The sequence below is a fragment of the Agrobacterium sp. DSM 25558 genome, assembly GCF_900100825.1.
Classification (GTDB): Bacteria; Pseudomonadota; Alphaproteobacteria; order Rhizobiales; family Rhizobiaceae; genus Agrobacterium.
Genome location: NZ_FMUD01000035.1, coordinates 15,108 through 41,545, shown reverse-complemented (window position 1 = coordinate 41,545; position 26,438 = coordinate 15,108). Strand labels below are relative to the sequence as shown.

The following is a 26,438-nucleotide window of genomic DNA, read 5'->3' as shown; positions in this document are numbered from 1 at the left end:
GGAAAGCCGTCAGAGCGACGACGAATACCACGTATACCCCGTCCAGATTGGCCAGCGCTGGTCGGCACGCTGCCTTTCTTGGTGTTTGCGGCGGTTATGATTATCATGCCGACTGTAGCATTGCTCGCCAATGCATTTGTCGATCGGCAGGGCCGTATCACACTGGCCAACTTCGCAGACCTCGCGACCTCCGAAATCGCAAACGCTTTCCTGACTTCGATCGAAATTTCGGCGGCGACAGCTGTGCTCGGGGCGCTCCTTGGCCTGAGCCTCGCCTTGATCGTGGGCCGCGGTATCGGCAACCGGAAGGCTAGAACGATCATCATGACTTTTTGCGGCGTTGCGTCGAATTTCTCGGGGGTTCCGCTGGCCTTCGCGTTTATCGCCACCTTTGGCAGACTGGGTTTGGTGACTGTAGTACTGAGACAGGTATTTGGCATCAACCTCTACGCGTCCGGCTTTGACCTTGCCAGCTTTTCTGGATTGGTGCTCACTTACCTGTTTTTTCAAGTCCCCATTGCCCTCACCATCATGATGCCCGCCGTCGACAGGCTCCCTCGGGAGTGCAGGGAAGCGGCCGAGATGCTCGGTGCCACAGCTTGGCAGTATTGGCGGCACATCGGCCTGCCGGTGCTGTGGCCAACGCTGCTCGGAACGCTTGCTCTTCTGTTCGCCAACGCCTTTGGTGCCATTGCGACCGCCTACGCATTGACGGGCTACGCGGTGAACATTGTTCCGATCCTGCTCTACGCGCAAATTCGCGGCGACGTGCTGCACAACGAACAGCTGGGGGCCGCCCTCGCGCTTTGCATGGTCTTGGTGGTTGCACTTGCTATCACGGCCTATCTTGTCCTGCGCGCACGTGCGGAAAGGTGGATGCGATGAAGACCGTCCTACGTCTTCTACTTTGGACGGCGATCGCTGTAGCCGGAATCTATTTCGTACTGCCGCTGATCAGCACTGCGGAATTCTCGTTAAGCATCCGGCGAGACGGCTACTCGCTAGACGCCTACCGCTCCGTCTTCTCCGATCCAGAATTCTTTGCGACCTTGGGGTACTCGGCAGTAATCGCCATATGCACCATCATCTTCGGTGTCGTCCTCGTCGTTCCCATGGCCTACTTCGTCCGTTTACGATTGCCCTGGTTGAAGCCGGTGGTTGAGCTCGTCGTGATGCTCCCACTGGTCGTGCCGCCGATCGTACTTGTCTTCGGCTATCTGAGGCTCTTCTCGTCGTCGTCGGTCCTGCCGTTGACGAGTACGGAGATGGGTTCAAATGTACTTCTCGTTTGCGGTTACATGACTCTGTCGCTGCCCTACTTCTACCGCGCGGTCGATAGCGGGTTGCAAGCGATCGATGCGCGGACGCTGACGGATGCAGCCACGATCTTGGGGGCCAGTCCGATCACCGTGATCCGGTTGGTCATCCTGCCCAACATCCTTGTTTCGGTGCTGTCGGGAGCGTTCCTGACCTTTGCCGTCGTCATCAGCGAATTCGTGATGGCGAGCCTCCTTACACGCCCGGCCTTCGGGACATACATCCAAAAAGTCGGTGTCGCACAAGCCTATGAGCCTGCCGCACTCGTCATTCTGTCGTTCGCCATCACGTGGGGCGCGATGGGCATGATCCAGTTACTGGCACGCTTTGCACCTCAGAGGCACGAACGATAAAAAAAAGAGGATCAGTCATATCAATGATACCAGTTCTCGGTTGGTTCGCGGAGCTCATTATCGGTGACCCGGCTGACTAACACGATCAGCGAAGCGAAACCGGTTCGTTCAATGCCCCGACAGGGTTGCTCGCAAGACAACGCCGCCTGCGAAGACTTCTTCGGCCGGTTGAAAACCGAACTCTTCTATCCACGCGACTGGAAGCCCATCACGATCGCTCAGTCCCGTCGAATATCGTGAGAGCCTCGGCCTTAAATCATGAAGCAGTCCAACTTTTTATCCGCACTCCCTTATCTGCCTGACCGGCTCAGTTCTGTGTCGAAATCAACAGATATATCGAGTTCCAGTGAAAAATCACGGTTGCTACCAACCATGCCATGTTGCTGGAGAAACATACGGCCGTTCGCAAAGGCCGCATCCATGATGACAAGGTCACGGTCATGCGCTCTAATCTGCGCTGGTGCTCCGACGGTCTGGGGTCCACCTGCTGGAATGGCGTGGTCATTCGTCTCGCCTTCATCATCGACGCCTGCGACCGCGAGATGATGCTGGAGGCAGTTGAGAAACGCCTCTGCACAACTCGAGCCGCGCAAGCCATCGAGCATCTCTCTGACAATGACTCGGCTTATACCGCGAAGGACTCGAGGATATTTCTCTAGGCACTCAATTTGACACCCTGCTTCACGCCCGTAGCACGCCCCCAGTCGAACGGCAATCGGTAGCAAAAAAGGTGACGCTTCGCTCAAATACATCTTAAAATGTTCATGCCATTTTTATTTAAGGCGGATAGCCATTGCGATAATTTGCGAAAGGGAAGCCGCGTGCCAGATTTCTTTACGCTCTACCTCGTTGTCCTGCTTCTCAATCTTTCGCACTGCCTGATCTGGGGCTTGATTGCCTATAGATACAGGGATATGCGAGCTGCACGATATTGGCTGGCTGGTAGCGGTGCGAGCGCCGTCGGCGGGATTGCCCTTTCTCTTCAGGGTGAGAACGGTCTCTTGCTCAACACGGTCGCGGGCAACGGCTTCATCATCCTTGGCTTTTATCTAAACTGGTTTGGCGCTCGCCGCCTGCACGGCGAAAAGGTGGAATGGATCCACGTCTCATACCTGCTCGGCGGCAGCGTTCTTGTGATGTTGGCGACGTTTCACCTTTGGTACGGCCGTAATCCTGTTTACACATTGGCTCAGTCACTCCCGCTCACGTTGACTGCACTTTACCTGATGCGGCCCTCTCGACGGGACTTGGGCGCGGTTATTGCCAGCACAGCCATGGTCATGGGCGGGTTGTCGCATTGCATCATCGCCGGCGGCAACATGCTCATCGTCACCGGCTTGAGACCTGACCTCCAGATTTATCAGTCCGCATCGATCGATCTTCTGGTGTTTTTGTTTGCCGCGGTCGTCTGGAATTTCGGGTTTCTCATTTGCACTGTTGACCGGTTGCAAACGGAAATCGAGCGGTTGGCAAATGAGGATGAGCTGACAGGGGTCGGCAATCGCCGGATGTTCATGAACCGCCTGAACGAGATTTGTAGGAAACGGGAGGGCGTCAATTTCAGCCTGCTACTCTTCGATCTTGATCGGTTCAAGGTGATTAATGACAAGTATGGCCACGCGGCGGGGGACGCGGCCCTAAAGCACGCCACCGCCGTGATCACGAAACAGTTGCGGCCAGGCGATGCGTTCGCCCGGCTCGGCGGGGATGAGTTTAGCCTGCTTCTGTCGGCCACAACGGCAGCGGAGGCGACCGCTATCGCCGAGCGCATCCTGAGCGCCGTAAAAGGCACGACTTTTTCGTGGGGAACCCTTCAGTTGGGCCTCGCAGTGAGCATCGGGATTGCCTCGTCGAAGGGGAGCCTGGTTACCCCGGAGACGCTCTTGGAGAACGCGGACCGTGCGCTCTACGAGGCGAAGAGGCGAGGCCGGGATGGGTACAGCCTTTTTGGCTCACATCTCAAACCCGCCAGCAACATCGTTCGCCTTGGCGACTTCGTACCGTCCGGCTCCGCCGCCAGAACCTAGGGGATACCGACCGGTCAATTTGGCGGGGAATTCGGTTTGCACCGCTCCCCCTGAAGCAAAACAGCAGCCTCTCACCGACTTGGCGGAAGGGCTGCACAGCGGTTCAGGCGTTATCTGTCACGCTTATGGTCTTTACGACAGGAGAGAAGCACAGGTAAGACAATGCCACCCAGTCACTCGGCTGGCGCAGAGCCAACGACTTGTCTGCTGGGTTCTGAACTCAGCCAACTATAGTCAGTCCGCCGACGTTGCCGCCAGCGATCGGAGCTATCCAGAACAGCCACAATTGCTGCAAAGCCCATCGTCCGGCAAATATCGCAACGCCAGTGCTTCGAGCGGGACTGACCGACGTGCTGGTCACGTCGATGCTGATCAGATGGATAAGGGTCAAACCAAGACCAATAGCCAGCGGCGAAAATCCGGCGGGCGCTTTTCCATGTGTGGCACCCATAATGATAAACAGGAATTCCGCCACCAAGCAGGCGAGCATGGAATATTGACCGTGGGAATGCTCTCCATAGCCATTCGAGGCAAACCCTCCCGCGGCCAATCCATTCCTGGCCCCAAGTTCAACGTGCTCGTGAGCAGGACATCGTTTCAGGGGACAATAGGTTTATTTCTGGCAGTGCGTCTCCTCACCACGAAGTCCGCCACAATAATATGGATTTAATTTCGGCCGAATTTTGCGTCGCACGGCGAGTGTCCCCGTTAACGCCTTAATGGCAGGCTTTCGCGGCCTGCCTTTTTGCCCGTCTCCACCCCGATTGATCAAACTACGATGTCCACCATGCTGCAGGATTCTCAAGAATCGAAATAAATCCGCAGAATTATCGATAAAGCCACATAGACGTATGGATCAAATTGTGGTGTTCTGGATGAACAGAGGCACAAATCTCGGCACGTCCGGGCGCATAACAGTTTTGCACACTGAAATTCTGAAGCCTCCGTTCCTTCGGTCAAGAGATGGATGAGAGACCCAACGATGATTTCCAAACCGTCTGGCCTTCCGGTAACTCCTTTCAAATTTTACAGGCCGGACGCGCGTCTCATAGGAGTGGCTGCGAAAGCTGCTTTGCTTGCCAACTATTGGGATGTTCCGCTTGCAGGCGCCGCAACCGATGGTGCCGAGTTTGGTTTCCGTGACGAAGTTTACTGGTTCTATAAGAGCGCGCGACCCATTGCCAAACCAGAGGAGGGCGCTCGCGCGTTGATGAACAGCCGGGATAGCTCAGTCGTGTCATTGCCTCGCGACTTTTATACCGAGTGCTCACTCACAATGGGTGTCGCTGGTGATCTCATTCAAGCGGAGGGCCTTGAGCAATCCAAGAATATATTATTTTCAAGCGTGGCCGAGACACTTTTCGATAAGGATCTATCGTTTGCCAACTACGAGTCAGTTGTAGCAAACGATGACATCGTTGAAGAAGCTTTGGGTGACGGGCGCTCATTCACAATGTGCTGCTCAAAGGAGCAGTATTCGGCATTAACGCAGCATAACGGCAAACATTTCAGCGTTCTCAATACAGCAAATAACCACACGTTTGACCTTGGTCTTATCGGTTTGGAAACAACTCAAAATCTGCTCCAGGAAGACGGGATCGTGAGCATTGGCACACCGCGAGATATTGAGGCGTACGGCCGCGGAAGCATTGTAACGGTCAATGGCATCAAAACTGGATTTGTCTCAGCAACGTTTGGAATTCGTAGGTTCGAGCTGCCAGCGGATCAAAAACATCGCATTCACGTAGCCAAGCTATGCTCAAAATATGTCGCTCCCGAGCTTGAGCTCCTGAGGCAACAGATCGCGGACTGCAAAGCGCAAGGGTGTGACTTTATCGTCGGCTCTCTCCATTGGGGTTGGGAATTTGAGTTCTTCCCCCGGGAAAGCCAGATCGAGGCCGCACACACACTGGTCGAAGCGGGAGTAGATCTCCTCTTGGGTCATCACCCACATGTCATTCAACCGGTTGAGTTTTACTCAACCAAACGCGACCCCAACCGGATAGCCGTGATTGCTTACTCCCTGGGAAGCACTACGTTCGGATGGTTCACCGCACCGTATATGATGTTGAGTTTGATGCTGGACATCCAGCTATCGAAAGGCACACTTGACGGCGAGCAGCGCACCTATATCGCGGCGGCAAAGCCCGTTCCAGTGTTCAGGCACCAGTTCACACAAGATGGCAAGCTACTGATGCGCATCGAAAAGCTGGTCGAACACCTTGCTCCTTCGGCAAAGATGACGCCTTCGGTGCAGCAAATGAACGAATACGCGAAGCTTGTCCTGGGAAATTCCTACGCTGGGTAGGTTGATATTCCAATTGAACCCGGTGTTTGGATGCTAGTCACCCGGCTGCGGAAGCAAGTGTTATTTCCCAATTTAGTTTGATCCCTTGCTGAGGCCTCGGCAAGAGGCTTCCTTGAGTCCGCTCGCGGTCTCTTGCTGAGCCAGGTTCCGCGCCTCTCCGGTTTTACTGTCTTTGCCCGGACGCACCCTTTTTGATTCAACCGCCTAATCACGCGCGCAGGCTTCCACTGGTGTCTCACGTTTCCGAAAACGAGCAATTGACGATCCGCGATCTTATCGTCCTTCCTTGCCTAAGCCAATCAAAATGGATCGCTGGTCCGCCGATCCTCTAATTCTACCATAGCGCCGAAAGCTCTGAAGTTTCTGAGAGCAAGTCGAGCACCCACGGACCTTCACAGATTTGGGTAATTCTCATTTAACGGAAAGTTAGATATCCAATATTGATAATATGGTAGACATTTTGAAGTTGCTATGACTTCTTTAGAAGGCACTCTGACCGTCAGTCTGGTGCAAACTTGAAAGCTGGGTCCATAATAAAAATAGGGGAACTCACATGCGTCTTACACCGACAATCGCATACATCGCCGCCGCTTTTACTCTTGGCGGGTTCGCAACCACATCGGCGCACGCTTCTGTACTCGAGAATGTGAAGCAGCGTGGCATACTCAATTGCGGTACCGACAATACCACGCCAGGTTTCGGCTACCTCAACCCGAAAACCTCGAAGATGGAGGGGGTTGATGTAGACCTTTGCCGCGCCGCTGCGGCCGCCGTTTTAGGTGATCCCGACAAGGTCAACTTCGTCGTTGTTACGGATAAGAGCCGTTTCAACGCCGTGCAAACTGGCCAAGTCGATATCGTTTACGCACATACTTCTCTGTTTGCCTCCCGGGCAGCAGCCCTTGCAGTCGATTTCCTTCCGCCCTATTTCTTCGACGGCGGCGGCCTCATGGTTACCACCGCGTCCGGTGTGAAGTCGATCAACGATCTTTCTGGTGCAGCGATCTGCACTACTCAGGGATCCGGCAGCGAAGCGACGATTGCCCAAGAAGTCAAAGCCCGCAACATCACGAATACGAAAATCCTTACTTTTGACACAAGCGAAAAACTGTTCTCTGGACTGACGAGTGGCCGGTGCAACGCCATGTACACTGACAAATCGGCTCTGGCAGCTTGGCGGGGAAACACGCCGAAGTCATCTGACTACGTTATATTGCCAGAGACGCTCGGAGTAGCTCCATTTGCCGGAATTGTCGTTCAGAACGACCCCGAATGGAGAAAACTGATGAGCTGGACGCTCTACGCTTTGCTTCAAGCCGATGACTGGGGCATTACGAGCACGAATCTGGCCGAGATGAAGAAGTCTGCGGATCCGTCGATTCAGAAGTTCCTTGGCGTGAATGGCGGATTCGGTGCCGACTTCCACGTCTCGGATAGCTTTATTTCCGACGTTATCAAGGCAGTTGGCAACTACGGTGAAATCTACAACCGGTCGCTCGGGCCGAAGACACCGCTCTTTCTAGAGCGCGACAAGACCCCTAATGCTCTCCCGAAAAACGGTGGCATCTTGTACTCGATCCTGTGGCTTTGACGCCGCACCAACAATGCCAGGACGTTTTTGCTTAGGGCCGTGATATGATGAATAACCTTACGCAGGCACGGCTCGAGCCGGCTACGCCGCTATCAGCAGGACGGCGGCGTAGCGCTCGGATCCGCCACAAGATGATCCACGGCAGCATCGTCATCGCTGCAATTGCCCTCGTTGCTGCCGTTGGCGTAGCAATCCAGCAAAGTTTGATGGCTCGGGGCATTTCCTTCAGCTTTGATTATCTTTCGCGACCATCGCAGTTCAACATGAGTGAAGGTTTTGCAACTGTCTGGCAAGGCTGGTGGCCGGTGTTTGCCGAGGTCACGTCGGCGTCCACAAACCTGCAGATGCTTACGGCAGGATTGTTCAATACGATAAAGGTAGCGATCCTCGCGGTCGTATTCTCCACCCTGGTCGGCGTGGTTTTCGGCGTCGCTCGACTGTCAACGAACTGGTTGATACGGCAGTGCGCTTTCATCGTCGTGGAGTTTGTTCGCAATACCCCGCTGCTCATACAGGTGGTTTTCTGGTACTTCGCCTTCTTTCTTCAGCTTGCGCCCGTTACCGATGCAGCTAATGTTGAGACTTGGTTCGTCTTTGGGCAGTCCGGCCTGTTTCTGCCTTTGCCTCAAATTTCTAGCGGATCCGGCTTTGGCGCTCTCGCTCTGTTCGTCGCGGCGATAGCTTTTCTGTTGGCAGCCTGCTCTTTGCGCCTCTCTTCCCACCTTCGGTGGTCGATGCTCGCCGCAGGTATCTTGGCCGCTACCGCGAGCTTTGCCGCAGGGTTTCGCATCGAACTGGCTTTGCCAATTGTTGGACGTTTCGGTGCTACAGGGGGAATTCAGTTATCAGCTGAGATGTCTGCAATCCTCACGGCCATCATTGTCAACAGCTCAGCCTATATTGCAGAGATCGTTCGCGGCGCTATTGAAGGGTTGCCGAAAGGGCAGTGGGAAGCCGCCGCCTCTGTCGGGCTATCCCGTCGAAACACAATACGAGACGTAATTCTTCCCCAAGTCTTTCGAATTATTTTACCGTCCCTTGCAAACCGCTACATCAGCTTGACCAAAGATACTTCGCTCGGGATTGCGATTGGGTTCCCTGACCTGTTCAACGTCAGCGGTACGGTCGCAAACCAGTCGGGACACAGTCTCGAGACAGTGGTGATCGTCATGGCTGTTTATCTGCTGCTCAGTTGGGTAATCAGCGCCATCATCAGCTATGCCAACGCACGAGTTACTTTGGAGGCTGCACGGTGATGGCAAGATCGTACCTGTGGATACGACGGAACCTCTTCAGCAGTCTCTTCGATTCCGTTTTGTCGATACTTGTGCTCGCGCTGCTTGTTTGGGCATCGGCGCGCTTTCTAGGTTGGGCACTCTACGATGCACGTTGGCGCGGTATCTACGAGAGCCGGCGCCTTCTGCTGGTTGGGCTATATCCGCCGGAGGACATATGGCGGACTTGGGTAATGCTTGGGATCGTATCCGTTGCGCTCGGCTCTACGATGCTCCCCAAGCTACGTCGTTTTCCGATTTTGATCTTCTTGGTCGCGAGCGCAGCCGCAATTTTGGTCTTAGCCCCTCCGGGATTTGATCGCTGGGGCGGCCTGCTTCTCAGCCTTATGCTCGCTGTCATTGTCTCAGCTGCATCCCTGCCGCTTGGTGTCCTGCTAGCCTTCGGCCGGGCCAGTCGTAACCCAAGCCTACGAGCCTGCTGCACCGGGTACATCGAAGTGATGCGTTCAGTTCCTTTGATCCTTGTCGTCTATTGGATCTGGATCACGGTGCCGTTGTTTTTGCCTGACGGGTCAGTCTCCTCTCTCGTTCGTGGTATGATTGGCTACACCATATTCAACGCCGCTTACGTCGCGGAATTTGTTCGCAGCGGCATCCAAGCTGTGCCGCGTGGGCAGGCAGAAGCGGCCAAGTCTTTGGGAATGTCAAATTGGACAGTCTCAACCGAGATCGTTTTGCCTCAAGCCATTCGATTTGTTCAGCCCGCCCTAGTGGGGAACGTGCTCGACGTCTTCAATGGTGCAACACTGGTGTTCATCATCGGATTGACCGACTTTTTGCGAGCCGGCCAGATGATCTTGGCGGATCCGGCCTCGAGCGGCACGGTCACCGAAGTGTACGTCTTTATGTTCGCCGTGTACTTCCTGATCGGTTCAGCAATCACCTTCGGAGCTCGCCGGATGGAAGCTCGTATGCAAAGGAGTGCTCGTTAATGCAAACCCAATCCGATGGCACCCATCCGACGATTGTCACGTTCGCCAACGTCAACAAATTCTATGGCACGTTCCAGGCACTAGCAAATATCAGCCTGTCGGTGACAGCAGGCGAAGTTGTGGTGCTCATTGGCGCAAGCGGTTCCGGGAAATCTACCCTCATCCGATGTGTCAACGGTCTGGAGACATATCAGGACGGCTCATTGACGGTCGACGGCCATTCCATGCCGACCACGGAAGATCTCGAATCCAGCGGTGCCAAAGCCCTGCATCAGATCAGGCGTGGTGTGGGCATGGTGTTCCAGCAATTCAATCTGTTTCCGCACAAGACAGTGCTTGAAAATGTCACGCTCGCTCCAATTCGCGTTCGTGGGAAGTCCCGGGCAGACGCCGATGCCATTGGGATGCGGCTGCTTGATCGCGTTGGATTGGCAAATCAGGCACAAAAGTTTCCGGGCCAATTGTCCGGCGGACAGCAACAACGTGTCGCCATTGCACGATCCCTCGCGATGGAGCCGCACGTCATGCTGTTTGATGAACCCACATCCGCGCTCGATCCCGAGTTGGTCGGTGAGGTGCTCGACGTCATGCGCGAGCTGCGCAATGAGGGCATGACGATGATGATCGTGACCCATGAAATGGCATTCGCTCGCGAGGTCGCCGATCGCGTCATCTATATGGACCGCGGAGCGATTGTAGAGGTTGGTGAGCCGGAACAAATATTCGACAAACCGACAAATGAGCGCACTCGCACCTTCCTGTCTCGTGTGTTGAAGCACTGAGAACGACCAGCTGAGCGCTGCAGATCTGGCTCGAGTTCGTAGCTCTTTAGCGCTGGCAACAACCAGTTCGATTGCTGCAGCCTCAACTGCAATTACTAGCCTATCGAACTGAATTAGATAACGCGGGACACTTTGCAGAACTCTAGTAGGCCTGCCAGGCGGGTTCTGCTGGAAACAGGCTTTAGGATGGCAACGGGAATTCAAAACGCAAATATTCTAGTTCTGGCAACAGGCGGGTCGATCGCACAAACGTCACCCGACGCTCCAACGTTGACCGGAAAGTCGCTGCTCGACGCAATTCCCGAAATACAAAATCAGGCAGGTATTATCGTAGAGCAGATTTCCCAAGTTTCCAGTCCTGACGTCACTGCGGATCATTGGCTGGCATTGGCGCGCCGCATCAACATGGCAGCAGCTGACGACCAGATCCATGGAATCGTTGTGACGCATGGAACTGATACTCTGGAAGAGACTGCATTCTTTCTGCATCTCACAGTCAAAAGTGACAAGCCGGTGGTCGTCGTTGGCGCGATGCGCAGGCCCTATTCACTCGGCGCGGACGGGGCGGCCAACCTCCGCGATGGGATTGTTGCCGCGGGTTGGCCAGGGGCAAGAGGTCGGGGCGTTCTTGTTGTCCTGAACTCTGAAATCCACTCCGCCCGGGATGTTTCTAAAACCAACTTCAATCTAGATGCATTCAAGTCTCCGGATTTTGGCATTCTTGGCCAGGTGGTCGCTGGGCGGCCCCATTTTTATCGGCGCGTGGAACGAAAACATACGCTTGGCACCGCGTTCATAGCCGATTTAACGCGCCTGCCACGTGTTGCGATCGTCTACAGCCATGTCGGCGTGACACCGGACATGCTCGAGGCAGTTGCGACGTTAGGGTACGAAGGCATCGTTTGGGCAGGCACCGGCAGCGGTAGCCTCCCTCTGGCGATAAGGCCAGCCGCCACGGCAATCGTGAAGAATGGCGTGGCTTTCCTACGCTCATCGCGTGTGAACTGCGGCCATGTCAAACGCAATGATGAAGTCGATGACGATGGGCTTGGGTTCATCACCAGCGATACGCTCAACCCGCAGAAAGCGCGCATCCTGTTGATGCTTTCGCTCACCCAGACCAAGGACCCCGTGAAGATACAGGAGCTATTTGACACTCACTAAAAAGTACGGTGCGGTGGCGTTCTTTAAAGGGTCTCACGGTTCAACGGCGCATTAGAAGCACAACGTGCTGGCTAAACTTCACACGGGAAAGGACAGATATATGTCTAAAATGGATGGCGCATTTGCTGCGAACATGCCGGAGGAAAAGTCGCAGAGCTTGGAAAAGGTTTTGAGCTATGCTGACGCAAATACGAGCGGCAGCTTAGACCGGCTTTTTCAGTTGCTGCGCATACCTTCTGTCTCCTGCGATCCACTTTATGCGGGAAAATGTCAGGAAGCGGCAAGATGGTTGTCGCGCGAACTTGAGAGCATCGGGTTTGCCTCTTCGGTTCGGGAAACAATTGGACATCCGGTCGTTGTTGCACATCATAAGAACTCTGGCGGTCCGCATGTCTTATTCTATGGTCACTATGATGTTCAGCCGATCGATCCACTTGACGAATGGGAGGCAGACCCATTCGACCCACAGCTAAGAGTGCAGTCGAGCGGTGAAACCCATATTGTCGCGCGTGGTGCGTCCGACGACAAGGGCCAGCTTTTAACGTTCATAGAAGCGTGTCGGGCCTGGAAGGCTGTGACAGGCAGCTTGCCCATAAGCGTTTCCATGTTCTTCGAAGGCGAGGAAGAGAGCGGTAGCCCCAGCATGGATGCATTTCTGGATCAGGCTGGGGATGAATTAAGCGCAGACATCATGCTGCTGTGCGACACATATCTTTGGAATGACGCGGTTCCAGCAGTCACTGTCATGTTCCGCGGCTTGCTTGAAGAAGAAATCGAAATCACTTGCGCCAATCGTGACTTGCATTCGGGTGCATACGGAAATGCTGCTCGCAATCCTATTCAGGTTATGGCCGAGGTGATTGCCAGCTTGCGAGGCGCGAAAGGGGAAGTCGCGATCGCAGGGTTTTATGAAGACGTCAAGGAACCCAGCCGAGAGCTGAAGGCCGAGTTTGATAAGCTCCATTTCGACACCGACACGTTCCTGAAGAACGTCGGGCTATCTCAGTCTGCCGGCGATCAAACGTATTCCGTCCTGGAGCAGGTTTGGACACGCCCCTCATGCGAAATCAACGGCATGGCGGGCGGATACTATGGCGATGGTTTGAAAACGATCATCCCCTCCAAGGCGACCGCGAAAATATCCTTTCGGTTAGTAGATGGCCAGGACCCTAATCCGATCCGGGCGAAGTTTCACGAGCACATCCGCAGCAGAATCCCAGCCGACTGCGCAGTTAGGTTCACGGAACTTGGCGCAAGCGAAGCTTCGGTCATCCCCTGTGACAGCAAATACCTGCGGCGCGCTCGCGCAGCTTTGAAAGATGAATGGGGCTGCGACTCGGTACTGATTGGGTCCGGTGGCTCGATCCCAATCGTCAGCGTCATGCAAAGCAAGCTGTCCATCAATTCCTTGCCAATTGGCTTTGCGCGGTCCGACAATCGACACCACAGCCCGAATGAAAAGTATGATCTCTCGAGCTTCCAAAAGGGGATCCGCTCCTGGATTAGAATCTTGGCCGAGCTCTCAGCCGATGAGGGTTGAAGACGGATATCTGAAGCACCCGCAGGTCTGACGGTTTCCCGCAGGAAATGGAGAATAAAATGGCTACGAGAACAGATGCAGATTTCAATCACTTGGGACCTTTCCTTTCAAAGCAGCACCCAGAATTCCTGAAAATCTTCGAAGCGGTCGACGAGCTGCCGATCGATGATGCGCATTGCCATCTTGTAACCGACCGCGAGCCAATCATGACATCAACGCGCTTCCTAGAGCGGATGTCTTTGGCAGCGATGGACACTGTTCCCGCCTATTTCCCTGCAGGTGTCTATGATCAATGGCTCGTCGCTGACGAGGGGGCTCGACACGAACTCAACGCGAAATATGGGATTCAACAAAAGATCGACGGGATCATTGGTGACATATCGCAAAGTATCTTCGTCAAGTTCCTTGTCAAAGAGATGGCGCAGTTTCTGGGCTGCGAGCCAAATCTCGAAGCTGTCATGGAAGCCAGGAATGCTCGTTCAAAGAACTACTGGAGTTACGTAAGCAGCCTGCTTCAAGATGTCAGATATGAAAATGTAATGGTCGATACGGGCTATTGCGAAGGTGCCTCGCGCGCGGAGATCGACCGGTATGAAGAGGGTATCCAACCGTGTCGGATGAACAGACTGGCGCGAATTGAGATGATCCAGAAGGAGCTCTTTCCGTTGGAAATCACGTTCGAGGAGTACGAGCAACGCTACACCGCTCGCCTTCTGGATTTGCTCGATGGCACGGGAAACTATGGCAAAAAGTCCTATGGGATGAAATCCTATCTTCTCCCCTACATCGGACTGATAGAACCGCTTTATGACAGGGAAATCGCTCGGGCATCCTGGCAGGCACTGAGAGCGTCATATCACAACATCCCGACGATGGACCGCCAGTCGGAATACAACTTGTCCAAGGATCTTAGGCGGTACAATTTTACCCTTGCTCTTGAGGAATGCCTCAGGCGCGACATGCCGATGCAAATCCACACGGGTGACGGCGAGGCACCATCCGTCATCCTTCGCAATCAAGATCCATTTTACCTTGAGGAAGTATGCCGGTTTGATCGAGACGGGGTTATGCGCATGCCGAAAATTATCCCCCTCCATGCGGGATACCCTTCGGTGGGAAAGGCAGCCTGGCTCAGTCACCTTTATCCGAATTGCTATTTTGAACTGTCGATCATGACGCCGTTCGTGCACCAGAACTTGTTTCAGCGATATATGCAAGTCATGGAGGTCGTTCCGCTGTCCAAGATCCTCTATGCAAGCGACGCATTTCACGTTCCGGAATTATATTGGCTCGCAGGTCGCTGGGGTAAGCGATACCTCGCCAAGGCATTGACGGAGTATGTCGTTGGAGGGAGTCTAGACTTTGATGAAGCAATTGAGGGTGCGAGAATGATACTTTATAAAAACAACAGGTCGTTGTACGCGCTCGATTAAGCCTCGAGCCGGGCTCGCTCATATCCTCGTTGGCACTTTTCGGAGTGATGACTTGACCAGCCGGGTGAGTCTTCTAGGCACTTAGCCTTTGGAGATAATTTAGCGCTGCTTCCTTGCCATCTTCAGTACGCATATACTGGTGGGTTTAAAGCGCGCAACGCGATTATGCGTCGGATTGGGCCGTGGCTTCGTTTGTCTCCAGTATCGTCTCGGACAACAGCTTCGCTGCCCGGACCAAGGGTTCACGAAAGTTCTGGAGGTCGTCAAAGCTAACTCGAGCCACCGGAACCGACACACCAAGACAAGCGATCAATGTGCCGCCGGGTGCTAGAATCGGTACAGCACAGCCGACCACTCCCTTAACAAATTCCTCATTCGTGCGAGCCCACTCGTTTCTTCGGGTCTCTTCTAACACCCGCAGAAGCAACTCGGGATCCGTTATCGTGTGGTCAGTGTGCTGCTCCAGGTGCAACGCCCGAACAAGCTTTTCTCGAGGCTTTGCCGCAAGCATGCTCAAATAGATCTTACCGGTCGACGTACAGTAAAGAGGAGCGCTGTGACCAGGGTCAAATTGTAGGCTTTGCGGGGCTTTCACTCGGACGCTGTCGACATAGACGACGGCGGTATTTCTGACGATCCCGATCTCGCATTGCTCGCCGATCTCTACGGCAACATTTTGCAGAACGGCATGTCGTCGGGCTGTTCGAAACGCTGATCCTATCGTCTTGCCTGCCAGGGTCACGAGGTTGTTCCCGACCACGAAGCGTTTCGTTCCCGCCGCACGCTGCAGCAGTCCACGCAACTCGAGATTGCTGATCAACCGATGCGCAGTCGGCAACGGCAGATCGAGATTCTTGGCAATTTCTGCCGCTGTGACCGCTTTAATTTGAGCCGCGACAAAGTCGAGGATGGCGAAGGCCCTGTCCAGCGGACCATCGGTTTGAATATCTGGAGTCATTAATACGCCGCTTCGTAGTGATGGAAATCGAAAAATGGAAAGAACCTTTCCGATTTTCGATCATAGCAGTGATAAACCGGTTTGAGAATGCCGCGCGTTGCCAATGTGACGGCAAACGGCCTTTCTCACGGCGTCGAGCCATACGCCATCGCCACAAAGTTAGAAAGACACACTCGCGGCGGCCCGACAGCAGGCAGCAACTATGTAATTCTCAATAAACGGAACAAAAAAATCCATATTACGATATATTTATAGACCAAAAAAGGGTTTCGAATATGCTCCGAGTGTCGCTCTCGAAAATTCGGCGCTTGTCTCGAAACTTGAGGCGCCGATGGGGCGGACAAATTTGCACGGATGTAATGGCTAGCTCCGCCTGCGGTTGCCTGCCAGTCGGAGAATTAAATGAAGCAGCACTACGACGTAGCCGCGGTGAGGAAGTTGTTCCCCGCCGTCGAGAGGATGACTTACCTTGACTCTGGCTTCCAGACGCCGATGTGCGCGCCCGTCAAGCGCGCGCTTGAAGCCTTCTTGAACGAAAGCTACGAGACGGCCGGCCCGAAATCCGTCTGGATCGAGCGCATGGAGGCAACCCGGGCCAAAGTCGCCAAGCTCCTGAATGCGGTGCCAGAAGAAATCGCCTTCACAAAGAACACGTCTGAGGCAATGAACATCGCCGCCAACGCCTTGCCGCTAAAGGCTGGAGATAACGTTCTGATGATCCATGGGGATCACCCGAACAATGCCTATGCATTCTTGAACCTCAAGAAAAAGGGCGTTGAGGTTCGCTTCATCGAAATGACAGAGACGGTCGATGCGGACAGCTTTCGCGCGTCGATTGATGCGAATACAAAAGCGATCTCGATGTCATATGTTACCTTTCACGCCGGACATCGCTTTGACATCGAAAGCGTAGGCAGCCTTTGCAAGGAAAGGAACCTCTATTTCGCGATCGACATTATGCAGGCCGTCGGCGTGGTTCCTATTGACGCAAAGAAAGTTGGAGCAACATTCATCGGCTGCGGCACTCATAAAGGCTTGCTTGTTCCTCAAGGTCTGGGCCTTCTCTACTGGGATCGAACGCGGACCGAATTGGAGCCGGCCTATCTGGCGGCGATTAGTCTCAAGAATCCGCCTGCCGATTTCATCGCACGTCCCGACGACATGGCGGTCGCGGTCACGGCCACTAGATTCGAAATCGGAAATTTCAATCTTCCGGGTATCCACGCCCTCGACGCGGCTCTTGATCTGATCGCCCAAATTGGGATGGAGAATATTCAGGCGCATTGTTTCGAGCTTGGAGACAGGCTCATTGCCGGCCTCGATGCATTGAACATTCCATTGGTAGGACCTCGCGACCGAGCCGTTCGCGCGCCCCACATCTATGTGGCGGCACTCCCTGCAGATGAATGGGTGGACTACTTTACATCCCTCGACGTCCGCGTCTCGCCGGAACGTGACGGAGTGCGGATCTCGCTTGGAATGTTCAACAATGCTTCCGACATTGACCGCCTTTTAGAGGTCATACGCACTCGGCGTCAGGCAGATGGCCAATCGACGCAGGCAGCCTAGTTTCTGCCGCTGAAAGCATTTGCGCGCTGGCATTTCGACCGCTTTGGGTAGCAGGAGGACCGGTCGTCATCCTGCAACGCTAAACGTGATTTTCCGATGACCATTCACGAAAGGCCAAGCATATGACCCGCGCTCCTACAATCGAACGTATCGAAAAAGATTCGCTTGGTCCCGTATCCATTCCGGCGGCTGCCTACTATGGGCCGCAAACGGCGCGAGGAATTGCTAACTTCCCGATCTCAGGCATCACCATCAGTCATTTCCCAAACTTTATCGGGGCACTGGCTTACGTCAAGATGGCAGCGGCGCGAGCAAACGCGAAACTCGGCGACCTCGATGCCGCTAAAGCCGATGTGATATGCGCGGTTTGTGAAGAAATTGTCGCCGGGCACCATATGGGTGAATTTCCTCTCGATGTCTTCCAGGGCGGGGCGGGCACATCGACCAACATGAATGTCAACGAGGTCATCGCAAACCGGGGCCTTGAAATCATGGGGCTGCCGCGGGGACAGTATGCCGACCTACACCCAAACAACGACGTCAACCTCGCCCAATCTACGAACGACGTCTACCCCACGGCGATCCGGGTGGCGATCCTACTCTCCCAAGGAGCGCTGCAGCGTGCTCTTGGCCAACTCGCGAGCGAGCTAGAAAGCAAGGCGGAGCACTTTTCGGGCGTGATCAAGCTTGGCAGAACCCAGCTTCAGGACGCCGTCCCAATGACCTTGGGACAAGAATTCCAGGCGTTCGCAACGACGTTGCGCGAGGATGTTGCACGTCTTGGTGAAATCGGCGCGTTCTTCCACGAGGTGAACCTTGGCGGAACGGCAATCGGAACAGGAATAAATACGGGTCCTGAATATCAGGCCGAAGCTGTTGCTCAATTACGATTGGTATGTGGACTGCCAATCGTTGCCGCCGGCAATCTGATCGAGGCTTGTTGGGATACCGGCGCATTTGTCCTCTTCTCAGGAATGTTAAAGCGAACCGCCACCAAGCTCTCGAAGATCTGCAATGATCTGCGATTGCTTTCCAGCGGACCGCGGGGCGGCCTCAACGAGATTAACTTGCCCGCACTCCAGCCGGGTTCGTCAATCATGCCGGGCAAGGTCAATCCCGTCGTTCCAGAGGTCGTCAACCAAGTTGCCTTCCAGATCATCGGCTATGACCTCACTGTTACAATTGCTTCCGAAGCGGGGCAGTTGCAACTCAATGTGATGGAGCCGGTAATTGCGTATAATATTCTGCATTCACTTGAGCTTCTGACCAACGCCGTCGACGTGCTCCGAACAAAGTGTGTGACGGGAATCACCGCTAACATTGAGACATGCCGCAAGCACCTCGAAGCAAGTACTGCCGTTGCCACAGCACTCACGCCGGCGATCGGCTATGAGCGGGCCGCTGAACTGGCCAAGGAGGTGCTGAATTCCGGGAAGACTATCCGCGAGGTCCTCGCCAGGCACCCCGACCTTCCGGAGGATCTGATAGCGCAAACGGCTGATCCGCACCTTCTCACCAGCCCACGCAGATCCACAGCATCGCGATAATTGGTTGGCTGTGGGACTGGCAGACGCCATATTCAGACACTTTTGAATCCGAAGGACCCCATCGATGAAAAGCAGAGCAGCCGTTGCGTGGGAGGCCAATAGACCTCTTTCGATCGAAACCATCGAGATCGGCGGCCCAAGGGCGGGTGAGGTTTTGGTCGAAGTCATGGCGACCGGCGTTTGTCACACGGACGCTTACACGCTTTCTGGCCTTGATTCCGAGGGAAAATTTCCAGCGATTCTTGGTCATGAGGGTGCGGGCATTGTCCGTGAGATTGGCGCGGGGGTCACAACACTGAAGCCGGGTGACCACGTCATTCCGCTCTACACCCCAGAGTGCCGGCAATGCAAAACGTGTCTTTCCCAGCGGTCCAACCTCTGCACCTCAATTCGAGCAACTCAAGGTCAGGGACTTATGCCTGACAAAACCACGCGTTTCTCCTGTGATAGCGGCGAGATTTTCCACTACATGGGTTGCTCGACCTTTTCAAACTTTACTGTTCTGCCCGAAATTGCGCTCGCAAAGGTTCGCGAAGACGCTCCCTTCGACAAGATTTGTTATATCGGCTGCGGCGTCACCACCGGCATCGGAGCAGTGATCTACACGGCCAAGGTGCGGGCCGGCTCAAATGTTGTCGTCTTCGGCCTGGGCGGCATCGGTCTAAATGTCATTCAGGGCGCGCGCATGGTCGGCGCCGACAAGATCATCGGAGTCGACCTGCATCCGACGAAAGCCGAAATTGCCAGAAAATTTGGAATGACGCACTTCGTCAATCCCAAAGAGGTCGGCAACGACAAGGTCGTACAAGCGATTCAAGATTTAACTGACGGCGGTGCAGACTATTCCTTTGACGCTACAGGCAACGTGGATGTCATGCGCCAGGCGCTGGAGTGCTGTCATCGAGGATGGGGTGAATCCATTGTCATCGGCGTCGCAGAAGCCGGCAAGGAGATCTCAACACGCCCCTTCCAACTCGTGACCGGCCGTGTCTGGAAAGGCACCGCCTTTGGCGGAGCTCGGGGGAGAACAGATGTTCCGAAAATTGTCGACTGGTACATGGATGGCAAAATCAACATCGATGACCTCATCACGCACACAATGCCACTGCCAGAGATCAACACGGCCTTCGATCTAATGCATGAGGGTAAATCGATCCGGTCGGTAATCGTCTACTAAGCATAACCAAGCCGCGCTCGCGGCAACCAGGAGGAAACTATGAACGTTCGGCTTCTTCATCCGTCTATCGAGAACGACATCCACAGGCATGATAGCGATAATCAGGGTGGCATTCTCGTCTGTAAGTGTTCAGAGAGGCCAGTGAAGGTCAAAGTCGTGGGCGGCATTGCGCATAACCACGCCTGCGGATGTACGAAATGTTGGAAACCAACGGGTGCCGCGTTCTCAGTTGTTGCAGTGGCACCGACCGAAAACGTCTCGGTTGCTGAGAATGGCGACAAACTTGCCGTCGTCGACAAAACGGCTCTCATCCAGCGGTACGCATGCGACGCTTGCGGAACGCACATGCATGGTCCGGTTGAACGGGAGCACGCCTTTCAGGGGTTGTCGTTCATTCACCCCGAATTGTTTGAGAACGACGGCTGGCCGCAACCGACATTTGCCGCTTTCGTGTCATCGGTTATAGAAGGCGGTGTCGACCCGTCCGAAATGAGCGGGATCCGAGGCAGGTTTAAAGATCTCGGTTTGGAACCGTACGACTGCCTCTCACCTGCGCTCATGGACTATATTGCCACGTGGACAGCGAAGAAGAGTGGCGCGTTGGGTCAGTGAACAGACGCAAGGCGATTGCACCTAAATCGATGCTTTTCGCTCCAGCGGCGGACAGAGTACGACGCTTGAGGCGATCGATGTCTGCAGTACAAGGCGGCTCACCATCGAGCGCTTTCGAAACGATTGTTCGAGAAAATAGATTATGAAACAAGCGTTGCAAATATCAATAAAGAGGGTTATGGCTTTGCGACAGATGCAGTTTCCAGACCAAAAAGTGCAGCAAGATTAGAAGCCGCGGGGCGGTGGCAAGTGTTATTGAAGGGAGGGCCGTTCGAGCTACCAACTGGTGCATCATAGTGTTTGCCAGAACAATGCAATCAAAAAGTGCATATAAAGCTTTCAACGAAAAAAGGGGAATGAACAATGATTATATCTCGACGCAGCGCGCTGAAGTTGGGTATGGCAGCCGGAGCATCGCTCTCGCTCCCGTCCATCCTCCGCGCGCAGACAACTTCAGCTGACCCGAAAAACATCCGAATGGTTATGGGCGACGCCCTAACTGCTTTCGACCCAATCTTCACGTCCAGTGACGTCACGGCCAGCCATGCTATGGCCATTTATGATACGCTGTTCGCCTTGGACTCGCAGCTTAAGGCGCAGCCCCAGATGATAGAGAAATGGACCCTATCTGAGGACAAAAAGACCTATTCGTTTCAGCTGAGGGAGGGCCTGGAGTGGCATGACGGCACACCAGTGACCGCGGGCGATTGCGTGGCTTCGGTCCGTAGATGGGCCCAGGTCGATGCCGGCGGACAGTTGATCATGTCGCGGGCGCAGGACATTTTGAAGAAAGACGATAAGGCCTTTTCGATCGTTCTTAAGGAGCCCTTGCCAATATTGATAGACATCCTCGGAGCATCCAGCGGCTACTACCTGGCTATAATGCGTGAGAAGGATGCAAAACAGGCTGCTACTGAGCAGGTGACCGCAAATATCGGCTCGGGGCCTTTCAAATTCAACACGGATCTCGCTCGACCTGGAGCCAGTTTCACCTATGATCGCAACGAGGCTTACGTGGCGCGGAAAGAACCGCAGGACGGATACGCAGGCGCGAGGATCGCAAAAGTAGATCGGGTCGTTTGGGATCAAATCTCAGATCCTCAGACTGCTGTAGGCGCTCTGCAGGCAGGTGAAATAGATTTCATCGAACGGCCCAGCGCAGATCTGTTTCCAGTTATTGGAATTGACCCGAACCTAGAGCTCCAAGTGTTGAATGAATCCGGCTTGGACTGGTGCCTGCGAATGAATTTCCTTCAACCGCCATTCAACAACGTGAAAGCGCGGCAAGCGGTTCTCCACCTGCTCGATCAAGAAGCGTTCTTGCGCGTAATCGCTCCGGATCCGCTCTACGGCACTCCCGTAACGTCGATTTTTGGCAACAGCACGCACTACTCGAACGACGAAAATACCGGTTGGTTTAAGAAGGGAGGCGACTCGGAAAAAGCGACGCAACTTCTAAAAGAGTCGGGATATGCGGGCGAAAAAGTCGTGATTCTTCAGGACTCTACCCAGCCAGCACACAGAGATGCCTCGCAACTTCTTGCAGACTCCCTTCGGAAGATCGGGATGAATGTTGAACTCGGTGCAAGCGATTGGGGTGGGCTTTCTAAGCGCCGAACAAACAAGGGCCCCGTTGATAGCGGCGGTTGGAGCATGTTTATGACCACCGACACCGACTTCCTGATGAGCGATCCGACATCGCAGATCTTCATGAATGCCGGTGGTGAAAAGGCTTGGTATGGCTGGCCGAAGAACGAGGAGTACGAGACACTTCGCGCCAAGTGGCCGGATGTTGAGACGCTTGAGGAACGCAAAGTGTTGGCCCGGCAAATGCAGAAAATCTGGTGGGATTTCGTCGGCGATATCAGACTCGGACAAGAACTGAGGCCCGTCGCCCGGCGCAAGGAACTCACCGGCATTGTCGGGATGCCTATCAACCGGGTCGCGTTGTGGAACATGGAAAAGGCGTGAGTCCATGGTATTCTACATCATCCGCAGGATGATCTCGGCCATCGCCGTCATGGCGATGGTCGGAGCGTTTATTTTCCTGCTCGTCAGATTTGCGCCAGGCGATCCCGCCGTCATTATCGCCGGTCCAACTGCAACAGAAGCGGTGGTCGCCGGCATCCGCGACCAGATGGGCTTGAATGATCCTTTGGCGGCCCAGTTCATGCGTTGGGTTCAGGAAATTATTAGCGGCAATCTCGGAACCTCAATATTTTCTGGACGTCCTGTTATTGAGCTAATTGCTCAACGCCTTCAGCCCACTATCTCGCTATCACTGCTGACGGTATTTCTTTCCGTTATCGTTGGGATTTCCTTCGGCGTTCTTGCCGCGTGGCGGGCAGGGGGCTTAGCAGACCGCATTCTCATCGGTTTCTCGGCCGTTGGATTTTCTGTGCCGGTATTCGTGATCGGCTATTTTCTCGTCTACGTCTTTGCAATCCAGACTCATTGGCTGCCTGTACAGGGGTATAAACCGATAAGTCAGGGTATGACAGCTTGGTTCATACATTTAATCCTGCCTACACTAACCTTGAGCCTTGCCTACATTGCTTTTATCGCCCGGATCACCCGTTCAAGCATGCTTGAGGTATTGTCAGAAGATTATATGCGAACGGCCGCAGCCAAAGGTGCGTCGTCCTATGCCATGCTGTTTCATCATGCCTTGAAAAATGCTGGAGTGCCAATCCTGACCGCAGTTGGATTGAGTTTCGCGGGTCTCGTCGGCGGAGTCGTCCTCACGGAAACCGTCTTCAACATACCGGGCATCGGTCGCCTCGTTGTCGATGCCATCAACGGGCGGGATTATCCCATCATCCAAAGCGTTCTAATTATCGTCTCGGGCCTTTATGTCCTGATCAATCTCATGGTCGATCTTGCTTACACGCTCATCGACCCGCGAATCCGGTACTGACATGGCTATATCAACATCACCAGCACAACCTGGCGCGCAAGAACGATTTCGTATCTCAGTGCTTGCGCGACGCCACCCTCTGGTCCTAACTGGCGGTGGGCTCCTTGTTCTCCTGATCCTTGCTGCACTTTTTGCTCCGTTCTATGTTGGTGATCCGGGGAGAATGGATCCCTTCGCTCGCCTGCAGCCCCCATCCAGTGATCATTGGCTGGGCACCGATAACCTCGGTCGTGATGTTCTAGTCCGGACCATCTACGGCGCGCGTATATCGCTCATGGTTGGGCTGGCATCAGCCCTAGCAGCAGCCCTGGCTGGGCTGATGATCGGCATTGTGGCTGGCTACACCCGCGCCGTTGACAATTTGGTCATGCGCTTCATGGACGCCTTGATGTCGATTCCGACCATTCTCCTGGCAATTGCGCTAATTTCGTTAACTGGTTCTGGAATTGGAATTTTGATCTTGGCAATCGCGATTCCCGAAATACCGGGCGTGACCCGGCTTGTTCGCTCGATTGTTCTAAGCGTGCGGGAGCGACCATACGTCGAGGCGGCTGTTTGCGGTGGCGCTCGTCTTCCAAAGATCTTATGGCGCCACGTTGTTCCAAGCACTCTTCCGCCACTCATGGTTCAAAGTGCAATTGTCTGCGGAAATGCAATATTGACCGAGGCCGGCTTAAGCTTCCTGGGCATTGGCGTGCCGCCCGAGATTCCAAGTTGGGGGAATATGATTTCCAGCTCGCGCCTCTATCTTTCCATTGCTCCGCTGACGCTTTTTGCCCCCGGCATCTGCCTTGCCCTCACTGTGCTGGCTGTCAACCTGTTCGGGGACGGCTTGCGCGATCTTTTCGATCCGCGCGCGAAGCGGAGGCGTTGATATGAAATTACTGAATATTGTTGACAACGACGTCCTGCTTGACGTTCGCGATCTTGAAACGCACTTCTTTGGCGAAGACAGCATCACCCGCGCTGTCGGTGGCGTGAGCTTTCAGGTCCGCAAAGGCGAAACGCTCGGAGTCGTTGGCGAATCGGGATGCGGAAAAAGCGTCACCTCTCTGTCCATACTTCGCCTGCTGCCAAAGATCACTGCTCGGACGGTTGCCGGCGAGGTTCGGTTCCACGGACAAGACTTGCTTAAGCTTTCAGATCGTGAAATGCGAAAAATTCGTGGCAACAAGATTGCCATGATATTCCAGGACCCGATGACCAGCCTGAGCCCGGTTCACACTGTTGGGCGACAGATCGCCGAAGCCGTTGAGATACACACTCGGGTTTCGCGTTCTGAAGCAATGACGAAGGCTGAGGAGATGTTGCGTCTGGTCCGTATCGCGGACCCCGAGCGCCGGCTGAAGAACTATCCGCATGAGATGTCGGGCGGCATGCGTCAACGTGCAATGATCGCCATGGCGCTTGCCTGTTCACCGGAGCTGTTGATTGCCGACGAGCCTACGACGGCTCTGGATGTGACGATTCAGGCGCAGATCCTGAAGTTGATCGTCGATCTCAAAGAACGAACCGGCACCTCGGTGATGTTCATCACTCACGATCTCGGCGTTGTCGCCGAAACCTGTCAGCGCGTCATTGTGATGTACGCCGGGCAGATTGTTGAGCAGGCGACGGTCATCGATCTCTTTGCGCGACCCATGCATCCCTACACCAAGGCACTCATGCGTTCTGTTCCCGACAGGCGTCGGGGAAAGGAACGTCGCCTGCCGGAAATCCCAGGGATCGTACCCAGTCTGCGTGCCCCTATCATCGGGTGCAGCTTTGCCCCGCGGTGTTCGTTTGCGACGGACATCTGCAGGGAGAAAACGCCAGTTCTGGAGGAGCACGGGCCGGGTCACGCCGCCGCCTGCTGGCATGTAGAGAAGGTGCAGAGCGTATGAAAGGTCCACTGCTTACGGTCGAGAACTTGACGAAGCACTATCCGCTTAGCGGCGGCTTTTCGAAGAGAGACGCTCCGGTCATCAGGGCTGTCCAGGACGTCTCATTCTCCGTCGATGCAGGGGAGACCCTCTGCATCGTCGGTGAATCCGGCTGCGGCAAGTCGACGATCGCACGGCTCCTGATGCGCCTTATCGACCCAACCGAAGGCCGTGTGCTTCTTGAAGGCGTCGACATTGCAAGCCTGAAGAAACACGAGCTGCGAAATCAACGTCGTCGAATGCAGATGGTGTTCCAGGATCCCTATTCATCGCTAAACCCGCGGCTCTCGGCTGGCCAGATCATCACTGAACCAGTTGAGAACTTCGAGCGCCTGAGCCGAAAGCAGCGCGAGGCGCTGGCGGCAAAGCTCTTGCAACAGGTGGGTCTTGCTCCGGAGATCATGCACCGGCTTCCCTCCGAGCTATCGGGAGGGCAACGCCAGCGTCTCGGCATAGCACGGGCCTTGTCCCTTAAACCGGCAATCATCATAGCCGACGAGGCGGTTTCGGCTCTCGATGTCTCTGTCCAAGCGCAGATCCTGAACCTGCTTATGGATCTCCAGCAAGAGCTAGGCATTGCTTTCGTCTTTATCTCGCATGACCTTGGCGTCGTCGAGCATATCGGTCACAAGGTGGCAGTTATGTATCTGGGGCGCATCGTGGAACTCGCCAGGTGCGAAGATTTATTTGCAAATCCTGTGCATCCCTACACCGAAGCATTGATCGCGGCCGCTCCGGTGCCTGACCCAACTCACCGCGGTCTGGAAGCGCGCCTGGAAGGAGAAGTTCCAAGCCCCGTGAATCCGCCGACGGGATGCGCGTTTCACCCACGGTGCCCATTAGCAGTCGACCGATGCATGCGGGACGTTCCGACATTGAATCCGGTGGCAGATGGTCGAGTTGTCGCATGTCATGTACGGGCTCCCATTCGTGAGAATTCTGACAATGTAACCGAGGCACTGCTCCTTAGTCAGTGACCAGCGATAGGGGACGT

At 54.6% G+C, this 26,438-nt stretch carries 21 protein-coding genes and 3 pseudogenes; 22 read left to right on the top strand and 2 right to left on the bottom strand.

Annotated elements, in window-relative coordinates; translation table 11 throughout:
* The first annotated feature begins 96 nt into the window (after nt 1-96).
* The 5 genes and pseudogenes from DSM25558_RS22715 to DSM25558_RS22695 all read left to right on the top strand — a co-directional run bounded on the left by DSM25558_RS22715 (nt 97) and on the right by DSM25558_RS22695 (nt 3,697).
* Nucleotides 97-885 (top strand): ABC transporter permease, encoded by a 789-nt coding sequence (locus DSM25558_RS22715; protein ID WP_143240219.1) that lies wholly within the window; start codon nt 97-99, stop codon nt 883-885.
* Nucleotides 882-1,670: an ABC transporter permease gene (locus DSM25558_RS22710; RefSeq protein WP_077106946.1), complete on the top strand. Its 789-nt coding sequence runs from the start codon at nt 882-884 to the stop codon at nt 1,668-1,670. The genes DSM25558_RS22715 and DSM25558_RS22710 overlap by 4 nt, the downstream gene beginning before the upstream one ends.
* A 46-nt stretch (nt 1,671-1,716) precedes the next feature.
* Nucleotides 1,717-1,932 (top strand): annotated as a pseudogene (locus DSM25558_RS22705) (IS3 family transposase); the annotation flags it as partial.
* A 109-nt stretch (nt 1,933-2,041) separates the two neighbouring features.
* A pseudogene (locus tag DSM25558_RS22700) lies at nt 2,042-2,326 on the top strand (IS3 family transposase); the annotation flags it as partial.
* A 258-nt stretch (nt 2,327-2,584) separates the two neighbouring features.
* Nucleotides 2,585-3,697 carry a GGDEF domain-containing protein gene (locus DSM25558_RS22695; RefSeq protein ID WP_159442520.1) on the top strand — a complete coding sequence of 371 codons (1,113 nt, stop codon included), beginning with the start codon at nt 2,585-2,587 and terminating at the stop codon, nt 3,695-3,697.
* A 173-nt stretch (nt 3,698-3,870) separates the two neighbouring features.
* Here the strand turns inward: DSM25558_RS22695 and DSM25558_RS22690 are convergent.
* Nucleotides 3,871-4,241, bottom strand: a pseudogene (locus tag DSM25558_RS22690) (aquaporin); the annotation flags it as partial.
* Nucleotides 4,242-4,679: 438 nt separating this feature from the next.
* Here DSM25558_RS22690 and DSM25558_RS22685 point away from each other — a divergent pair.
* From DSM25558_RS22685 to DSM25558_RS22650, 8 genes are all read left to right on the top strand, one after another.
* The gene (locus DSM25558_RS22685; protein WP_077106944.1) at nt 4,680-6,005 is read left to right on the top strand and encodes a CapA family protein; all 1,326 of its coding nucleotides are present in this window, start codon (nt 4,680-4,682) and stop codon (nt 6,003-6,005) included.
* Between the two features lie 553 nt (nt 6,006-6,558).
* Nucleotides 6,559-7,596 (top strand): transporter substrate-binding domain-containing protein, encoded by a 1,038-nt coding sequence (locus tag DSM25558_RS22680; protein WP_083716625.1) that lies wholly within the window; start codon nt 6,559-6,561, stop codon nt 7,594-7,596.
* A 44-nt stretch (nt 7,597-7,640) separates the two neighbouring features.
* A complete protein-coding gene (locus DSM25558_RS22675; protein ID WP_244554281.1) occupies nt 7,641-8,852 on the top strand; it encodes an ABC transporter permease subunit in 1,212 nt (403 codons plus the stop codon).
* Between the two features lie 212 nt (nt 8,853-9,064).
* Nucleotides 9,065-9,823, top strand: coding sequence for an amino acid ABC transporter permease (locus tag DSM25558_RS22670; RefSeq protein WP_244554280.1), 759 nt, complete (start codon nt 9,065-9,067; stop codon nt 9,821-9,823).
* Nucleotides 9,823-10,605 carry an amino acid ABC transporter ATP-binding protein gene (locus DSM25558_RS22665; protein ID WP_077106941.1) on the top strand — a complete coding sequence of 261 codons (783 nt, stop codon included), beginning with the start codon at nt 9,823-9,825 and terminating at the stop codon, nt 10,603-10,605. Before DSM25558_RS22670 ends, DSM25558_RS22665 begins: the two co-directional genes overlap by 1 nt.
* 186 nt (nt 10,606-10,791) lie before the next feature.
* Entirely contained in the window at nt 10,792-11,769 is a 978-nt protein-coding gene (locus DSM25558_RS22660) for an asparaginase (RefSeq protein ID WP_077106940.1), read from the top strand.
* 133 nt (nt 11,770-11,902) lie between these two features.
* Nucleotides 11,903-13,309 carry a M20/M25/M40 family metallo-hydrolase gene (locus DSM25558_RS22655; protein ID WP_077106957.1) on the top strand — a complete coding sequence of 469 codons (1,407 nt, stop codon included), beginning with the start codon at nt 11,903-11,905 and terminating at the stop codon, nt 13,307-13,309.
* A gap of 59 nt (nt 13,310-13,368) precedes the next feature.
* Entirely contained in the window at nt 13,369-14,742 is a 1,374-nt protein-coding gene (locus DSM25558_RS22650) for an amidohydrolase family protein (RefSeq protein ID WP_077106939.1), read from the top strand.
* 163 nt (nt 14,743-14,905) lie between these two features.
* Here the strand turns inward: DSM25558_RS22650 and DSM25558_RS22645 are convergent, their stop codons facing one another.
* The gene (locus tag DSM25558_RS22645; RefSeq protein ID WP_077106938.1) at nt 14,906-15,700 is read right to left on the bottom strand and encodes an IclR family transcriptional regulator; all 795 of its coding nucleotides are present in this window, start codon (nt 15,698-15,700) and stop codon (nt 14,906-14,908) included.
* Between the two features lie 402 nt (nt 15,701-16,102).
* On the opposite strand from DSM25558_RS22645, the gene DSM25558_RS22640 reads away from it, so the two are divergent.
* The 9 genes from DSM25558_RS22640 to DSM25558_RS22600 all read left to right on the top strand — a co-directional run bounded on the left by DSM25558_RS22640 (nt 16,103) and on the right by DSM25558_RS22600 (nt 26,421).
* Entirely contained in the window at nt 16,103-17,269 is a 1,167-nt protein-coding gene (locus DSM25558_RS22640) for an aminotransferase class V-fold PLP-dependent enzyme (protein WP_077106937.1), read from the top strand.
* 122 nt (nt 17,270-17,391) lie between these two features.
* Entirely contained in the window at nt 17,392-18,816 is a 1,425-nt protein-coding gene (locus DSM25558_RS22635) for an aspartate ammonia-lyase (protein ID WP_077106936.1), read from the top strand.
* Nucleotides 18,817-18,880: 64 nt separating this feature from the next.
* A complete protein-coding gene (locus DSM25558_RS22630; RefSeq protein WP_077106935.1) occupies nt 18,881-19,993 on the top strand; it encodes an S-(hydroxymethyl)glutathione dehydrogenase/class III alcohol dehydrogenase in 1,113 nt (370 codons plus the stop codon).
* Nucleotides 19,994-20,032: 39 nt separating this feature from the next.
* Nucleotides 20,033-20,605 (top strand): S-(hydroxymethyl)glutathione synthase, encoded by a 573-nt coding sequence (gene gfa, locus DSM25558_RS22625; RefSeq protein ID WP_077106934.1) that lies wholly within the window; start codon nt 20,033-20,035, stop codon nt 20,603-20,605.
* Between the two features lie 363 nt (nt 20,606-20,968).
* Nucleotides 20,969-22,576 carry an ABC transporter substrate-binding protein gene (locus tag DSM25558_RS22620; RefSeq protein WP_077106933.1) on the top strand — a complete coding sequence of 536 codons (1,608 nt, stop codon included), beginning with the start codon at nt 20,969-20,971 and terminating at the stop codon, nt 22,574-22,576.
* Between the two features lie 4 nt (nt 22,577-22,580).
* On the top strand, nt 22,581-23,522 hold the full coding sequence (locus DSM25558_RS22615) for an ABC transporter permease (RefSeq protein WP_077106932.1): 942 nt from the start codon (nt 22,581-22,583) through the stop codon (nt 23,520-23,522).
* 1 nt (nt 23,523) lies between these two features.
* Complete coding sequence (locus tag DSM25558_RS22610; RefSeq protein ID WP_077106931.1) at nt 23,524-24,396, top strand: ABC transporter permease; 873 nt, start codon at nt 23,524-23,526, stop codon at nt 24,394-24,396.
* A 1-nt stretch (nt 24,397) separates the two neighbouring features.
* Nucleotides 24,398-25,405, top strand: a complete 1,008-nt coding sequence (locus DSM25558_RS22605) for an ABC transporter ATP-binding protein (RefSeq protein ID WP_077106930.1) — start codon at nt 24,398-24,400, stop codon at nt 25,403-25,405.
* Nucleotides 25,402-26,421 (top strand): ABC transporter ATP-binding protein, encoded by a 1,020-nt coding sequence (locus DSM25558_RS22600; RefSeq protein ID WP_077106929.1) that lies wholly within the window; start codon nt 25,402-25,404, stop codon nt 26,419-26,421. The genes DSM25558_RS22605 and DSM25558_RS22600 overlap by 4 nt, the downstream gene beginning before the upstream one ends.
* Nucleotides 26,422-26,438 lie beyond the last annotated feature (17 nt).

What these genes read in the sequence shown, in the direction of transcription:
- DSM25558_RS22605 (WP_077106930.1), top strand. Translation starts at nt 24,398, where the DNA reads ATGAAATTACTGAATATTGTTGACAACGACGTCCTGCTTGACGTTCGC.
- DSM25558_RS22640 (WP_077106937.1), top strand. Translation starts at nt 16,103, where the DNA reads ATGAAGCAGCACTACGACGTAGCCGCGGTGAGGAAGTTGTTCCCCGCC.
- DSM25558_RS22655 (WP_077106957.1), top strand. Translation starts at nt 11,903, where the DNA reads ATGCCGGAGGAAAAGTCGCAGAGCTTGGAAAAGGTTTTGAGCTATGCT.
- DSM25558_RS22630 (WP_077106935.1), top strand. Translation starts at nt 18,881, where the DNA reads ATGAAAAGCAGAGCAGCCGTTGCGTGGGAGGCCAATAGACCTCTTTCG.
- DSM25558_RS22715 (WP_143240219.1), top strand. Translation starts at nt 97, where the DNA reads ATGATTATCATGCCGACTGTAGCATTGCTCGCCAATGCATTTGTCGAT.
- DSM25558_RS22620 (WP_077106933.1), top strand. Translation starts at nt 20,969, where the DNA reads ATGATTATATCTCGACGCAGCGCGCTGAAGTTGGGTATGGCAGCCGGA.
- DSM25558_RS22665 (WP_077106941.1), top strand. Translation starts at nt 9,823, where the DNA reads ATGCAAACCCAATCCGATGGCACCCATCCGACGATTGTCACGTTCGCC.
- DSM25558_RS22650 (WP_077106939.1), top strand. Translation starts at nt 13,369, where the DNA reads ATGGCTACGAGAACAGATGCAGATTTCAATCACTTGGGACCTTTCCTT.
- DSM25558_RS22670 (WP_244554280.1), top strand. Translation starts at nt 9,065, where the DNA reads ATGCTTGGGATCGTATCCGTTGCGCTCGGCTCTACGATGCTCCCCAAG.
- gfa (WP_077106934.1), top strand. Translation starts at nt 20,033, where the DNA reads ATGAACGTTCGGCTTCTTCATCCGTCTATCGAGAACGACATCCACAGG.
- DSM25558_RS22635 (WP_077106936.1), top strand. Translation starts at nt 17,392, where the DNA reads ATGACCCGCGCTCCTACAATCGAACGTATCGAAAAAGATTCGCTTGGT.
- DSM25558_RS22695 (WP_159442520.1), top strand. Translation starts at nt 2,585, where the DNA reads ATGCGAGCTGCACGATATTGGCTGGCTGGTAGCGGTGCGAGCGCCGTC.
- DSM25558_RS22675 (WP_244554281.1), top strand. Translation starts at nt 7,641, where the DNA reads ATGATGAATAACCTTACGCAGGCACGGCTCGAGCCGGCTACGCCGCTA.
- DSM25558_RS22685 (WP_077106944.1), top strand. Translation starts at nt 4,680, where the DNA reads ATGATTTCCAAACCGTCTGGCCTTCCGGTAACTCCTTTCAAATTTTAC.
- DSM25558_RS22680 (WP_083716625.1), top strand. Translation starts at nt 6,559, where the DNA reads ATGCGTCTTACACCGACAATCGCATACATCGCCGCCGCTTTTACTCTT.
- DSM25558_RS22710 (WP_077106946.1), top strand. Translation starts at nt 882, where the DNA reads ATGAAGACCGTCCTACGTCTTCTACTTTGGACGGCGATCGCTGTAGCC.
- DSM25558_RS22610 (WP_077106931.1), top strand. Translation starts at nt 23,524, where the DNA reads ATGGCTATATCAACATCACCAGCACAACCTGGCGCGCAAGAACGATTT.
- DSM25558_RS22645 (WP_077106938.1), bottom strand. Translation starts at nt 15,700, where the DNA reads ATGACTCCAGATATTCAAACCGATGGTCCGCTGGACAGGGCCTTCGCC.
- DSM25558_RS22615 (WP_077106932.1), top strand. Translation starts at nt 22,581, where the DNA reads ATGGTATTCTACATCATCCGCAGGATGATCTCGGCCATCGCCGTCATG.
- DSM25558_RS22660 (WP_077106940.1), top strand. Translation starts at nt 10,792, where the DNA reads ATGGCAACGGGAATTCAAAACGCAAATATTCTAGTTCTGGCAACAGGC.
- DSM25558_RS22600 (WP_077106929.1), top strand. Translation starts at nt 25,402, where the DNA reads ATGAAAGGTCCACTGCTTACGGTCGAGAACTTGACGAAGCACTATCCG.